Here is a 14,097-nt window from a genome sequence, read left to right on the forward strand (position 1 = left end):
GCGCGCGTCATCGCGCACGAGCACTACCCCTGTTCGCCGTTCGAATCGTCCCCATGCTCGAGGAGTTCGGTGGCCAGTTCCTCGATACGGCGCACCCTATGATACACAGCCGACTTGGTGAGCGGCGGGTCCGCAAGTTCGCCCAGTTCACGCAGGGACACCTCAGGATTGGCGAGGCGCAGCTCGGCAAGCTCGCCGAGTGCCGGCGGCAGATTCTCGAGCCCGCGTACCGCTGCAAGCAGGTTGATCGCCTCGATCTGCCCGATAGCCGCCTCAGCAGTCTTCTGCTGGTTCGCGATCTCGGCGTTGACCAGCCGGTTCACGTCGTTGCGCATCGACTTGATGATGCGCACGTCTTCCGTACGCAGGAGCGCGCGGTGCGCACCTACGAGCGCGAGAAACGTGACGATCGGCTCGGCGCCCTTGAGGTAGACGGCGAAGGTACCGCGACGCTTCGCGACACGAGCGGGAATCTCGAAGCGCTGCATGAGCGAGACGAGGTCCTCGGCGAGCTGCTCGGTCTCCGCGGTCAGTTCGAAGTGGAAGTCGCCATGCGGATCCGCGACGAATCCGCCTCCGAGAAAGGCGCCGCGCAGGTATGCGATCGCGCAGCAGTCCTTCTTGACGAGCTTGGGGTCGATGCCTACCGAGAAACCCGACTCGCCGAGAATCCCGAGTTCGGACAGGGCGGTCGTGAGTTTGGGCTGCGTGGGCACGGTGATGAGGTAGTTGTTGGTCTTGTGCAGCACGCTGCGCCGTACGGTGAGCTCGGTCTTAAGGCCGTAGACGCCGTGGAGCAACTTGATGACGGTGCGGGCAACCGGGGCGGTCTCGGTCGCGACTTCGAGCCGATGTCGATTGGGCCCGGAGATGTGAAGTGTCCCCTCGATGCGCACGAGGGCAGCGAGCTCGGCCTTGAGGCAACACTGCCTCTTGGGCTCGATACGCGAGAGCTCGTCTTTCACCTCCGCGGTGAACGACACTAGACGACCACCTTCTCGAGAGTCCGGCACAGCGCCGAACGGGAGTGCCTGACGGGGTCTTGAGGATCCGCGAGGTTCTCGGCGATGACGTCTGGCCCCATCGCTCGAATCCGCGCGAGAATCGCCTCATCAACAAGCACCGGCTCGGTGCCCGCATCATCATCGCACACGACCCGGCTGCCGGAGCACGGCTCGTGCACGAGCGCGAGGTCGATCGCCCCCGATAGGCCATGCTCTGCGAGTGCCATGACGTGGTCGGCGGCGTCGAGGCCACCCGTCTCGCCGCGCATGTTGGCAACGTTGCAGACGTAGATGCGAGTGGCGCTCGATTCACAGATTGCCTCGGCGACCCCTGCGACCAACAGGTTAGGGATCAAGCTGGTGTACAGCGATCCGGGACCGAGCACGATGATGTCGGCGCTGGAGATCGCCTCGAGCGCAGGCGGGTACGCCTCGGGCCACTCGGGCTCGAGGTGCACGCACTCGAGCGGATTCGCACTCACAGCAAGGCGGGCCTGCCCCGAGAGGTGGCCGCCCTCGCGATCGACGCCGTGCAGCTCGCAGTCGACGAGCGTTGACGGGTAGACGTGGCCGCGCACGTTCAGATAGCGCTCTGCGGCCTCGATCGCGGCCGGGAACGAACCGGTGATGTCGGCGAGCGCCGCAATGATGAGATTGCCGAGGGCGTGACCCGCCAGCCCCTCGCCTTCGGGGAATCGATACTGGAAGAGCGGACCGAGCAACCCCTCCTGCTCGTCAGAGAGCGCCACGAGGCAGTTGCGTATGTCTCCCGGAGGCAGCATCCCGAGCTGCTGACGCAGTTTGCCGCTCGACCCACCGTCGTCGGCCATCGTGACCACGGCACTCGTCTCGAAGCCGAGGTCGACGAGGCAGCCCAACACCGAGGGGAGACCGGTACCGCCGCCGATGGCGACAGCACGACGACCTGTGCCGACACTCATCGATGCTCCCGGTCCCGTCCGATGTCTCGGTGGCTGACGGCGACCCGGTAACCGCAATCGCGAAGGAACGCCGCGGTCGTCTCGGCGAGCGCGACGCTACGGTGCATGCCCCCGGTGCATCCCACCCCGATGGCGAGGTGATGCTTGCCTTCCATGATGTAGCCCGGCACCACCGTCTCGAGCAGCGGGAACCACCGCGAGAGGAACGCTTCGGTCTCAGCGTTGCCGAGCACGAACTCGCGAACCGGCTCGTCGAGTCCGGTCAGTTGTCGCATGTCGGGGTTGTAGTAGGGATTGGGCAGGAAGCGCACGTCCATGATGATGTCCGCATCCTTAGGCAGCCCGTACTTGAAGCCGAACGAGACCATAGTGATCGCAAGCGTGGTCGCGAGCGACTCGTTGAAGTAGCGGTCGCGGATCTGATCGCGGAGCTCTCGGGGCACAAGCTCGGTGGTGTCGACGATCACGTCGGCGCGAGCACGAATCTCACCGAGCGCTTCGCGCTCCTGCCGAATGCCGTCGATCACGCTCGAACCGTCGTCGCACAGCGGGTGACGACGGCGCGTCTCCTTGAAGCGGCGCAGCAGTGTGTCGTCATCGGCCTCGAGAAAAAGCACGTGGTAGTCGATGCTACGGTCATCGAGCGACTTGAGCTCACCCGCGAGTTCGGCGAAGAAGCCGTGCGCGCGCACGTCGCAGACGACGGCAAGGCGCCGTATCCGGCTGCCCGGCAGTTCCGCCAGGTTGACGAGCTGCGGGATGAAACTGGGCGGGAGATTGTCGATGCAGAAGAAGCCGAGGTCCTCGAAGGTGTGAATCGCCTCGGAGCGACCGGCGCCCGACATGCCGGTGATGACGACGATCTCGGGCGCGGGACCGCGGTCCTCGGGGGCGCAGTCGAGCGAGAGTTGATCGGACACGAACGCCTCCCTCCAGCGGACTCATCGGCGATGCGCCTCAGTATACCTGCCGAGACGGCCGGCGCGGCGACGCCCTCGACGCAGTTGCGACGGTTCAGCCGCGCAGGACTGCAGCGACCTCCTCGGCGACCACCCGAGGAATGCCGGGCACGGCCGCGATCTCATCCACCGTCGCCTCGCGTAGCCGTTTCACGCTGCCGAACTGCTTGAGCAGCGCCTTCTTACGCTTGGGACCCAATCCGGTGATCTCGTCGAGCACGCTCGCGGTCATGGCCTTGCCCCGCAGCGCGCGGTGGTACTCGATAGCGAATCGATGCGCCTCGTCTCGGACACGCTTCACGAGGTAGAGCGAGGCCGCGCCTGCCGGGAGCACGACGGGCATCTCGGCCCACGGCACGAACAGCTCCTCCTCGCGCTTGGCGAGACCGGCAACCGGGATATCGGAAAGTCCGAGATCGGCGAGCACCTCACGCGCGGCGGTGAGCTGCGGCTTGCCGCCGTCCACGATCACGAGGTCGGGCCGCTTTCCGAACCGGCCGTCAGCCATGCGCTCCGGCGCGAACCGGCGGCGCAGCACCTCCCCCATCATCGCGAAGTCGTTCGCTTCTCCGGTGTCGAGTCGGACCTTGAATCGCCGGTACGACTTGGAATCCTGGCGTCCGTTCGTGAAGACCACCATCGAACCGACCGAATGGGTGCCGTGCAACGTCGAGATGTCGTAGCACTCTATGCGCAGCGGCGGAGCCGGCAACGCCAGCGCGCTCTCGAGTTGCAGAAGCGCGCTGTTGAGCCGGTCCTCGTCGTAGCGGGTGCGGACTTTGAAGCGCATGAGCGTGTGGCGGGCGTTGTTCTCGGCGAGGGAGAGAAGGTCTCGCCGCTCGGCTCGCGCTGGAACGGTCAGCCGTACACGCGCCGCGCGCTCCGGGCGAAGCGACGAGAGCCACTCCTCCATGGTCTCGGCCTCATCAGGCAGCTCGGGCAAGATGATCTCGCGGGGCACCTCGGATGCGTCCGCGTAGTAGCGCACGAGGAATCCGTCAACGAGCTCGGGCAACGACACATCGAGCCCCTTGTCGAGCACGAATTCGTTGCCGTAGAGCAGCCGGCCTTCGCGCACGACGAACACCTGGACGCCCGCGACCGTTTCCTCGCGGAAGAATCCGACGACGTCGAACTCGAGCGCACGGGAGCTGACGACCTTCTGGCGCCCCCTGATCGCGTTGACCGCCTCCAGACGGTTGCGGTAGCGCGCGGCTGACTCGAAGTCCAGATCGGCTGAGGCCTCGCGCATCCGCCGATCGAGTTCCCCCTCGAGGTCGTCGTGCTTGCCCGAGAGGAAGCTCGCGATTCGCGCGACGTTCTCGGCGTACTCCTCACGCGAGATGGCGCCCGCGCACGGACCGGGCCCGAGTCCCACGTGGAAGTCGAAGCACGGTCGCTGTGTCGGCGCTCCGTCGTGTGCGGTCACCCGCTTCCACTCCGGGCAGGTCGCACGGCAGATCGGGACGATGCGGCGCACCGTGTCGATGGTCTCGCGTGCGGCACGTGCATCCGTGTAGGGCCCAAAGTAGCGCGTCCCCGGTCGGCGCTTCTCGCGAGTGAACTTGATGGCCGGGAATGGGTCCTCGAGGGTCAGCGCGATGAACGGATAGCTCTTGTCGTCGCGATAGTCGACGTTGTACGGCGGCTTGAACTGGCGGATGAGGTTCTTCTCCAGCACGAGCGACTCGACCTCGGTCTCGGTGACCACGTAGTCGAAGCTCGCCACCTGCCCCATCATCACGGGGATCTTCTCGCGCTCGTCCTGCCCGCTGGTGTACTGCCGCATCCGCTTGCGCAACGACTTCGCCTTGCCGACGTAGAGCACCTCGCCAGCGGAGTCCTTCCACAGGTAGACGCCCGGGGCGTCGGGAACGGAGCCGACCTGCTCGGCGATGGTGGGATCGGGACGCGTCACGAGGTCACCCGGCGTCGGTCGCGGTTCGCGCAGCCGACGCGGCGCGGCGCCGATACAGCAGCAGGCCGACAGCGGCCGTACCCACGATCAGCAGCAGGCTGTCCGCAGCCGGAGCCAGCGCCCATCCGAGCGAACCCTGCAGCTGCAGCCCCATCAGGAAAGCGAGATTGGCAACCAGGTTGAACGTCGCGTGAATCGCGAACGCGGGCCATACCGACCGGCAGCGCAGAAACACCTCGGTGTAGAGAATCTGCATCGCCACGACACCGAAAAGAAGCCGTGGGGCGATGGTGAGCGGCGACTCGGTGGTGTAGACCTGGCTGAGCTGATCGAGATATGGCAGGTGCCATGCCCACCACACGACCGACGTGATCGCGATCGTCGTCCAGTAGCCGGTTCGGCCGAGCAGACCCGGCAGTAGGTAGCCGCGCCACGCCGACTCCTCGAAGAATGCGAAGAGCATCACACCGATGGCCGCGCCGACCAGTGTTGCGGGGACGCCCGTTGTCGCGCTGAAGCTCGTGGCGCCAAGCGCAAGCCCGACGCCGACAGCGGCAGCTGTCGCAAGCGCGGTGAGTCCTGCACCGATCGCAGCGACGCGGACACGCTCCCACGAGAGTCGGAAGAGATGCTCTCCGCGAACGAGCGGGTCCAGGCGCCTGAAAACGATCCCAAGGACGAACGGCGCCAGCACCCACATGAGCTTGCCGAGCGTGCCGTCGGCCGTCTGAGCGCGACCCGCGTCAACTACCAGTCGACCGGTCGCACCAATCGCCAGCACGATGGCCGCGAACGCTATGGGGTATGCGAGTCCGCTCTTCTTTCGACTATCCATGAACGGAGCATCGCACTTCGCGTCGTCGGTGGAAACCTCAGCCGCCCGCCGAGACGATCTCGGCGAGGAACGTGTCGCCGTAGCGCTCGAGTTTCGCCGCCCCTACCCCGCTGACCGCGAGAAACTCCTCGCGATTCACCGGCCGGCGTCGCGCCATGTCGGCGAGCGCAGCATCAGCGAACACAACGTAGGCGGGCACGTTCTGCTCGGCGGCGATGGAGCGTCGCAACTCTCGGAGTCGCTCGAACAGCGCGACCTGCTCGTCAGTGTCGAGCACCGTCGCAGCGGCCCGGGGAAGCTTGGCGGCCTTCTCGGCCTTGGGCCGCGCAGCCGGCGGTTTCGCGAGGATGACCTGCTCCTCGCCGATGAGTACGGCGCGCGCGGCAGGCATGAGCTTGAGCGTCGAGTATTCCGCCACGTCCACGCGCAGGTAGCCGCGATGGATGAGCTGGCGAAACACCGCACCCCACTCGTCCTTGGAGAATTCGGATCCGATACCCCACACGCTCAAGCCGTCGTGGCCGTTGGCGATGATGCGCTCGGAGGACGAGCCTCGCAGTACGTCAACGACGTAGCCGAGCCCGTAGCGTTCCTTGACGCGATACACCGCCGAGAGCGCCTTCTGCGCGTCGACGGTCGCGTCGTAGGTCTGCGGCGGGTCGTCGCAGACGTCGCAGTTGCCGCAGTCCTCGGCGAGATCCTCTCCGAAGTAGCCGAGCAGCGCCTTGCGCCGACACGACAGCGCCTCGGCGAACGCGATCATCGCCGAGAGTTTGTGCGCCTCGATGCGGCGTTGCTCGTCGTTGGCGATCGCGTCGATGAAACCGCGAGACGTGACCACGTCTTGCATACTCCACAGCATGAACGCCTCGGCGGGCAGACCGTCTCGGCCGGCTCGACCGGTCTCCTGGTAGTAGCCCTCGATGGACTTCGGCATGTCGTAGTGCGCGACGAAGCGTACGTCGGGCTTGTCGATGCCCATCCCGAACGCCACGGTGGCCACGACGACGTCGAGCCGGTCGCCGAGGAAGTCCTCCTGCACGCGAGTACGCGCCTGCGCGTCCATACCCGCGTGGTAGGCACCTGCCGAGAAGCCCGCGTCGCGAAGTTTGCCCGCGACCTCGTCGACGCGCCGCCGGGACAGCGCGTAGACGATGCCCGATGCACCGCGATGGCTTTCGAGGAAGCGCTCGAGCTGCACGAACGGCTTCGACTTGTACGCCGCTGAATAGTGGATGTTAGGCCTGTCGAACCCGGTGACGAAGATCCGCGCCGCTCCGAGTCCGAGTTGATGGACAACGTCGGTTCGAGTCTGCTCGTCGGCGGTGGCCGTGAGCGCGATGATCGGCACGTCGGGGAAGCCAGCTCGCAAACAGCCGAGCTGCACGTACTCGGGGCGGAAGTCGTGCCCCCACTGGCTGACGCAATGCGCTTCGTCGATTGCGAAGAGCGCCACGTCGACCCGGTGCAACTCGGCGAGGAAGCCGTCAAGCACGAGTCGCTCAGGGGCGACGTAAAGCAGGTCGAGCTCGCCTGCGCGAAGCGCGTCGAGTACCGACCGCGAGTCCTCGGCCGAGAGCGAGGAGTTGAGGTAGGCCGCCGCAACACCGTTGGCGCGCAACGCGTCGACCTGATCCTTCATCAGTGCGATGAGCGGCGACACCACGATCGCGACGCCCGGCCGATGCAGCGCCGGGATCTGAAAGCACAGCGACTTGCCGCCACCCGTGGGCATGAGGACGAACGCATCCGCGCCGGTGAGCACGTGCTCGATGATCTCGAGCTGGTGCGGACGGAACTCCGGGTACCCGAAGACCTCGCTGAGGGTCGACTCGAGAGCGGAGGAGCGTCGTCCCACCCGCTACTCCGCCTTCTTCTTGGCTCGGGTGGCGCGCTTCTTGGCGACCGGCTTGTCTTCGGCGGCCATACCGTGCCCGCCGCCGAGTTCGGGCTCGACCGTGGCGCCGCGTCCTGCGAGCACCGGTGCGAGGAAGCGTCCCGTGTGGCTGCGCTTGCACGCTGCGACGTCTTCCGGCGTGCCGGAGACGACCACCTCACCACCGCGGTCGCCGCCCTCGGGACCGAGGTCGATGACGCGATCGGCGCTCTTGATGATATCGAGGTTGTGCTCGATGACCAGCACCGTGTTGCCGCCGTCCACGAGACGCTGCAGCACGATGAGCAGTTGCCGCACGTCGTCGAAGTGCAGACCGGTCGTGGGCTCATCGAGGATGTAGAACGTGCGGCCAGTGCTGCGGCGCTGCAGCTCACTCGCGAGCTTCACGCGTTGCGCCTCGCCGCCCGACAGAGTGGTCGCCGGCTGACCGAGGTGCACGTAGCCGAGCCCCACGTCGTAGAGCGTCTGCAGCTTGCGACGGATCGGCGGGATGTTCTCGAAGAACGACAACGCCTCTTCCACCGTCATCTCGAGGATGTCGCTCACGTTCTTGCCCTTGTAGGTGACCTGAAGGGTCTCTCTGTTGTAGCGATCGCCCTTGCAGACCTCGCAGGGAACGTAGACGTCCGGAAGGAAGTGCATCTCGATCTTGATCTGCCCGTCGCCCTTGCACGCCTCGCAGCGCCCGCCCGCGACGTTGAAGCTGAAGCGGCCGGGCGAATAGCCGCGGGCCTTGGCGTCCGGCGTCGAGGAGAAGAGCGAGCGCACGTCGTCCCAGAGACCCGTGTAGGTCGCAGGGTTGCTTCGCGGCGTGCGGCCGATCGGCGACTGGTCGATGTCGATGACCTTGTCGATGTGCTCCAGGCCGGAAAGCGACCGGTACTCACCGGTGCGCCGCCGGGCGCGCTGCAGCTTGTTCGCAAGCGCGGGAGCGAGTGTATCGGTGATGAGCGATGACTTGCCTGAGCCACTCACGCCCGTGATGACCGAGAGCGTTCCGAGCTCGATGTCGATGTCGACGTCCTTGAGGTTGTGTTCCGAGACACCACGCAGCTTCAGGGCCTCTCGGCCGGGCGAACGGCGCTCGGTGGGGATCGGGATCTCTCGGCGCCCTGAAAGGTACGCCGCCGTCAGCGACTCCGGACATGCAAGGATGTCGGCGGGCGTGCCCTGGCACACGATGGCGCCACCGTGCTCGCCAGCGCCCGGTCCCATATCGACAACGAAGTCCGCGGCGCGGATCGTCTCCTCGTCGTGCTCGACGACGATGACCGTGTTGCCGAGGTCTCGCAGTCGCTCCATCGTGGCTATGAGACGTGCGTTGTCGCGCTGGTGCAGGCCGATCGACGGCTCGTCGAGGATGTAGAGCACGCCCATGAGGCCGGCACCGATCTGTGTGGCGAGCCGGATGCGTTGGGCCTCGCCGCCGGAGAGCGACGCGGTGCCGCGCTCGAGTGTGAGGTAGTCGAGCCCAACGTCCACCAGGAAGCGCAACCGCTCGAGGATCTCCTTGATGACCCGGCGGGCTATCGTCTCGTCGCGCTCGGAGAGCTCAAGCTGCTCGAAGAATGCGAGCGAGTCCTTCGCCGAGTAGACCGTGACCTCGTTGATGTTCTTCCCGCCTACGGTGACCGCAAGTATCTCGGGCTTGAGGCGCGCTCCCCCGCACGTCTTGCACGGGATGACCGCCATGTACTCCTCGAGCTTGTCCTTGACGTTCTCGCTCTCGGACTCGGTCCAGCGTCGCATGACGCTCTTCAGCGCGCCTTCGTAGCGCGAGTACCAATGCGTCTCGCGGCCGTCGCGCGTGAGGTAGTCGATGCGGATCCTCGTGTCGCCGAGACCATCGAGGATCACTTTCTGCGCGGACTTGGGCAGATCACGCCACGGCACGTCGACGCTCACGTCGAGATGCTTGGCTACCGCAGCGACGAGCTGCGGGTAGTAGTTCATACCGGGAGTGAACGGTGCGATCGCACCGCCCGCGAGGGACAGCGACTCATCGGGAATGACGAGCCGCGGGTCGGCCTCGAGCCGTGAGCCGAGACCTGCGCAGTCCGGGCACGCGCCGTACGGTCCGTTGAACGAGAAGTCACGGGGGGCAAGCTCGTCCATCGAGACGCCGTGCACGGGGCACGCGAGCGCCTGCGAGAAGGACAGCTCGTCGCCGTCGACGACCGCGACCGTGACGGTACCGTCAGCGAGCCGCAGCGCCGCCTCGACGCTGTCGGCGAGACGCGAGCGGATGCCGTCCTTCATGACCAGCCGGTCGACCACAACATCGATGTCGTGCTTGTACTTCTTGTCGAGCACGATCTCCTCGGAGAGCTCGCGCACCTCGCCATCGACCCGAACGCGGGTGAAGCCCTCGCGCTTGAGGTCCTCGAACAGCTTGCCGTACTCGCCCTTGCGACCCTTGATCACCGGCGCGAGCACCTGAAACTTCGTCTTCTCGGCCATCTCGAGGATGCGGTCGACGATCTGATCGGGTGTCTGCTTCTTGATCTCGCGGCCGCAGATGGGGCAGTGCGGGATGCCGACGCGGGCGTAGAGGAGTCGCAGGTAGTCGTAGATCTCGGTGACGGTGCCGACCGTGGACCGAGGATTCTTCGACGTCGTCTTCTGGTCGATCGAAACGGCGGGCGACAGACCCTCGATGTGGTCGACATCGGGCTTGTTCATCTGCCCGAGGAACTGCCGCGCGTATGCCGACAGTGACTCGACGTAGCGGCGCTGACCTTCCGCGTAGATGGTGTCGAACGCGAGCGAGCTCTTGCCGGAGCCGGACAATCCCGTGATGACGACGAGCTTGTCGCGCGGGATGTCCAGGTCGACGTTCTTGAGGTTGTGCTCGCGGGCACCGCGCACAGAGATGCGATCGAGGGACACAGGTGCGCCTTTCCTTAACGGATGGAGGGGGTGAATCAGCCAAACCACTAGTATACGCGCCGAAGGAGTGACAACGGTCACCCAAGATCGGGCCATGCCTTGAGCGAGCGCCGAGACGAGACGATACTCGGTGCATGGGCAGGATTCGCCATGCGCGCATGGACGGTCGATGCGAACCGCGACGATTCATTGTGGGCGCGACGCTGGCGATTCTCGCTGCGCTCGCGCTGGGCGGGGCCGTGCCGGCGAGCGCCACCACGCTTGCCGACGGCGAGCCACTCACTCTCCCCTTCCCACGTCTTGCGATGTGGTGGCCAGACACCGAGACGGCGACCCCCGCAGAACTGGCCCGCTACGACTGGATCGCGCTCGGTACGTGGGACGACCCTGCGGTCATCCCTCGCATCAAGGCGCTGAACCCCGACGAGATAGTCCTCAATTCGACGAATGCGTGCGAGATTGACTACGACCCCGACCAGCCGGCGAGCGCCGGAGTGAACGACGAGCTCCGTCCGATACCTACGGAGTGGTTGCTCACGCAGGTCGGCGCGACGCTCACCTCGAGCGTGACGCCCGGCTCCACGACGCTCGCGGTCTCAGCAGTCTCGGCGTTCGATGATCGGGGTGAGTCCGTGCCGCTGTTCGTTCCCGGCGACATCATCGTGCTCGGCCCGGAACTAGCAAGAGTCGTCTCGATCAACGCGGCGGCGAAGACACTGGCGGTCAAGCGCGGCGTGGCGAAGGCGGCATCGGCGCATGCTTCCGGCACTCGTATCGCGGCCACCATCTCGTTCTGGCCCGGAAGCCTCATGCTTGACCTCACGGCCGCGTGCCCGAGAGCGACCGTCGAGACGAGTGTCGGACCCGAGTCGTGGGCCGAGTACAACGCCCGGATCGGGGCGGCGTTGGTTGCCGGCACCGAGTTCGACGGGTTGCTCATCGACCGGAGCGACGGCAACGAGTCGTGGCTCATCGGGAACTCGACTGCGCGTTCGATAGATCCGGACCGCAGCAACACTCTCCCAGGCGACTACTCCGAGTTCGACGACGCGTGGAACTCAGGTCTCCACGGCTACGAGCTGCGACTTCGGGGCCTCATCCCTGCAAAGCCGATTCTGGGGAACTGGGCGTACCCGCATCTCGATGTGCTCAACGGAACGAACTTCGAGGGTTTCCCGAACGCCGATCCGACCCAGTACCCTTGGAGTTCGGCTACGACGGGTACCTGGCCGGGCAAAGGATCGTACTTCGAGTGGATGTCGGGCGCTCGACAGCCGAACCTGACCACCATCGAGACGTACGAGGATGACGGCGGTCCCGACGCCACAGGCGACGGATCCTATGCGAACCCCGCCGATGAACCGGGCTTCAAGCCCAATCTCCGCAAGATGCGCTACGGGCTGACGACGGCGCTCCTTGGCGACGGCTTCTTCAGCTATGAGATCAACACAAATGGCCATGGCTCACTCGGGTTGCTCTGGTTTGATGAGTACACAGGCGGCGGTCGCGGTCGCGGTTACCTCGGATTGCCCACGGGGCCTGCACGGCGCGTAGCTGCGGCTCCGACCTCAATCGACCTGCTTGCGGGTCATGGCGACTTCGACACCGCCCCGCAGGCGAGCTCGTGGGACCTTGAAGTCGAGCCCGGGTCATCGGCGACCACCGTGCGCGACTTTGCTGAGAAGCACTCGGGGGCAGCATCGCTCCGCGTCAGTGTCGTGTCGGCCAGCGGGACTGACTGGCACGTGTCGGAAACGCATTCGGCGGCGGTGAGATCTGGCTCTGAGTACACCCTGTCGTTCTGGGCCAGGGCCGACCGGACGCTCGCAGTGAGTGGCTGGATTCAACAGGCCAACGAGCCCTGGAATACGTGGGCGGAGTTCGGCGCCGTGCGACTTGATACCGAGTGGCGTCAGTACGTACTCGTGGCTCCATCGGGCGGCACCGACCCGACCGCGCGACTCCAGATCGGGATGGGTGAGAGTCCTGGCAAGGTGTGGATCGATGACATCCGACTTCAGAGCGGCAGCCGAGAGGTTTGGCGCCGGAAGTTCTCGGGCGGTGTATCCGTCGTCAACGCGACCGCATCGACGGCGCGCGCACCCCTGGGCGGGCTCTATCGGCTGGCGAAGGGATCGCAGTCACCGAAGGTCAATACCGGGCGGCTCGCGTACGTGGTGACGATCGGACCGCGAGACGGCCGCGTTCTCGCGTCAGTTGATGCCACCGCCCTCGCCGACTCGAGCCGAAGTGCGGCGAGGTCGTGGAGGACCGCCGCATCACGAGCACACGCTACGGCGCACCACTTCGGCCGACTCGCCGCTCGTCGATCGGGCGCATCCCGGCGTCGCGCCCTACGTTCGCGCGACGAGTGGCTCCGCGCGATGCGCGCCTGCGAGACCGCAGAGACCGCGTGCTACCGGGCGAGAGAGAAGCTGCTGCGAGCGCAGTCCGCTGCGCCCGCAGCTGTTGCGAGCGCAGCTTCTGCATCCCGCACTGCTCGCGGGATGTGCGCCGGGGCGGCGGGACGCGGACCTTCGAAGGACGGGAATGCAGCGGTTGGCGCCGCAACGGGCGCCAACCGGCGAATCTCGTCCGTGTACGAGTCATCCCGCTGACCGAGCGGGCAGGCCAACCGTCTTGGATCAGTGGACGTATCCGGTACCAAACGTCCACGTCTTGTCGTAGATATTGCCGGAGTAGTAGTCACTCCCACTCCACAGGCCGAACAGATCAAGCGCGTATCCGACTCGCCACTCAACACCGAACTCGAGACTCGCGTCGAGCTGACCAGAGGTGTGCGCGAAGTTGTCCCACGCGTGGAAACTGCCTTCAGCCTGCGCCCAGAGGTACGCATCGGGCATCACGTAGATGGTGTTCGCATCACTCCCGCATATGACCACTTCGACCTTGATTCCGGCGTACGGTCTCGCCGTGGCCAGCCCATGTGCATCGAACTGAGTGTCGAAACCGGTTGATGTCTGGTGCGTCACCGTTGTGCCGGAGCCCTTCACGTAGCTGACCCCGAGGATACCCACGAACGACTGTTGCAGGCGGAACTGCGAGTCGAACTCGCCGGTCACCTTCTCCCACCCGATCACCGGCTTCGCCTGGATGCCCACGCCGAGGTCGATGGGCCCGATGCCGAAGCCGAACTGACCCAGCGGAATCTCGGCAAGCGAGAACTCCTTGTCGTCGAGCTTGTCTTCCCACTTGAAGCCGAGTTCGACGTCGAGTCCCTCGATCGCAAGAACCTCCAGATACATCGATTGAACGGTGAACCAGTCGATGTCCATCTCAAAGTCCGCCATGACCGTGACCGTCACAGACAGGGTCGAGTCGAGAGATGCGGTCTTGGCCTCGTTCTCCCAGAGTTGCCGCTCGTCATCGAAGTGCTTGGTGACGATGCCGGCGGCAGCCGGAGCCGCCCCATTTTGCTCCGTCGGGAAGATAGTGCGGATCTCGACCGGCCGCCCGGCGGCACGGGCGAGCTCGATCTGCTTCTTGGCCAGATACTGGTTGCGAACCTCCTGTGCGCTGATCGGAACAACTTGGATGTCCACTGAGCCCTTCTGCAGTATCTCCGTGAGAGCGGCATCACGCGTCGTCGCAACCAGGGAGTCGCCGACGTCCTCGACGCTCAAGACCTGCCGG

9 protein-coding genes are annotated in these 14,097 nt (G+C 65.6%); 1 reads left to right on the forward strand and 8 read right to left on the reverse strand.

The annotated features are described in order from the left end of the window. Positions 1-23 precede the first annotated feature (23 nt). The 7 genes from whiA to uvrA all read right to left on the reverse strand — a co-directional run bounded on the left by whiA (position 24) and on the right by uvrA (position 10,539). Entirely contained in the window at positions 24-983 is a 960-nt protein-coding gene (gene whiA / locus HGB10_08605) for a DNA-binding protein WhiA (GenBank protein NTU71860.1), read from the reverse strand. Continuing rightward, on the reverse strand, positions 983-1,945 hold the full coding sequence (locus tag HGB10_08610) for a YvcK family protein (protein NTU71861.1): 963 nt from the start codon (positions 1,943-1,945) through the stop codon (positions 983-985). The genes whiA and HGB10_08610 overlap by 1 nt, the downstream gene beginning before the upstream one ends. Beyond that, complete coding sequence (rapZ, locus tag HGB10_08615; GenBank protein ID NTU71862.1) at positions 1,942-2,790, reverse strand: RNase adapter RapZ; 849 nt, start codon at positions 2,788-2,790, stop codon at positions 1,942-1,944. Before rapZ ends, HGB10_08610 begins: the two co-directional genes overlap by 4 nt. A gap of 169 nt (positions 2,791-2,959) precedes the next feature. Further along, the gene (uvrC, locus tag HGB10_08620) at positions 2,960-4,855 is read right to left on the reverse strand and encodes an excinuclease ABC subunit UvrC (GenBank protein ID NTU71863.1); all 1,896 of its coding nucleotides are present in this window, start codon (positions 4,853-4,855) and stop codon (positions 2,960-2,962) included. Continuing rightward, positions 4,827-5,657 (reverse strand): CPBP family intramembrane metalloprotease, encoded by an 831-nt coding sequence (locus tag HGB10_08625; protein NTU71864.1) that lies wholly within the window; start codon positions 5,655-5,657, stop codon positions 4,827-4,829. Before HGB10_08625 ends, uvrC begins: the two co-directional genes overlap by 29 nt. Before the next feature lie 37 nt (positions 5,658-5,694). Beyond that, positions 5,695-7,515 carry a DNA helicase RecQ gene (recQ, locus tag HGB10_08630; GenBank protein NTU71865.1) on the reverse strand — a complete coding sequence of 607 codons (1,821 nt, stop codon included), beginning with the start codon at positions 7,513-7,515 and terminating at the stop codon, positions 5,695-5,697. Between the two features lie 3 nt (positions 7,516-7,518). After that, positions 7,519-10,539, reverse strand: a complete 3,021-nt coding sequence (uvrA, locus tag HGB10_08635; GenBank protein NTU71866.1) for an excinuclease ABC subunit UvrA — start codon at positions 10,537-10,539, stop codon at positions 7,519-7,521. A 95-nt stretch (positions 10,540-10,634) separates the two neighbouring features. On the opposite strand from uvrA, the gene HGB10_08640 reads away from it, so the two are divergent. Next, a complete protein-coding gene (locus HGB10_08640) occupies positions 10,635-13,061 on the forward strand; it encodes a hypothetical protein (protein NTU71867.1) in 2,427 nt (808 codons plus the stop codon). A 27-nt stretch (positions 13,062-13,088) separates the two neighbouring features. On the opposite strand, the gene HGB10_08645 is transcribed toward HGB10_08640, so the two are convergent. Beyond that, positions 13,089-14,097, reverse strand: a 1,009-nt coding sequence (locus HGB10_08645; GenBank protein NTU71868.1) for a hypothetical protein, incomplete at its 5' end; no start/stop codon positions are given.

The sequence above is a fragment of the Coriobacteriia bacterium genome (assembly GCA_013334745.1).
In the GTDB taxonomy this organism is placed as follows: Bacteria; Actinomycetota; Coriobacteriia; order Anaerosomatales; family JAAXUF01; genus JAAXWY01.

Coding starts and splice junctions, on each gene's coding strand:
- uvrA (NTU71866.1), bottom strand. CDS start 10,539: ATGGCCCGATCTTGGGTGACCGTTGTCACTCCTTCGGCGCGTATACTA.
- HGB10_08625 (NTU71864.1), bottom strand. CDS start 5,657: ATGGATAGTCGAAAGAAGAGCGGACTCGCATACCCCATAGCGTTCGCG.
- rapZ (NTU71862.1), bottom strand. CDS start 2,790: ATGTCGGGCGCCGGTCGCTCCGAGGCGATTCACACCTTCGAGGACCTC.
- HGB10_08610 (NTU71861.1), bottom strand. CDS start 1,945: ATGAGTGTCGGCACAGGTCGTCGTGCTGTCGCCATCGGCGGCGGTACC.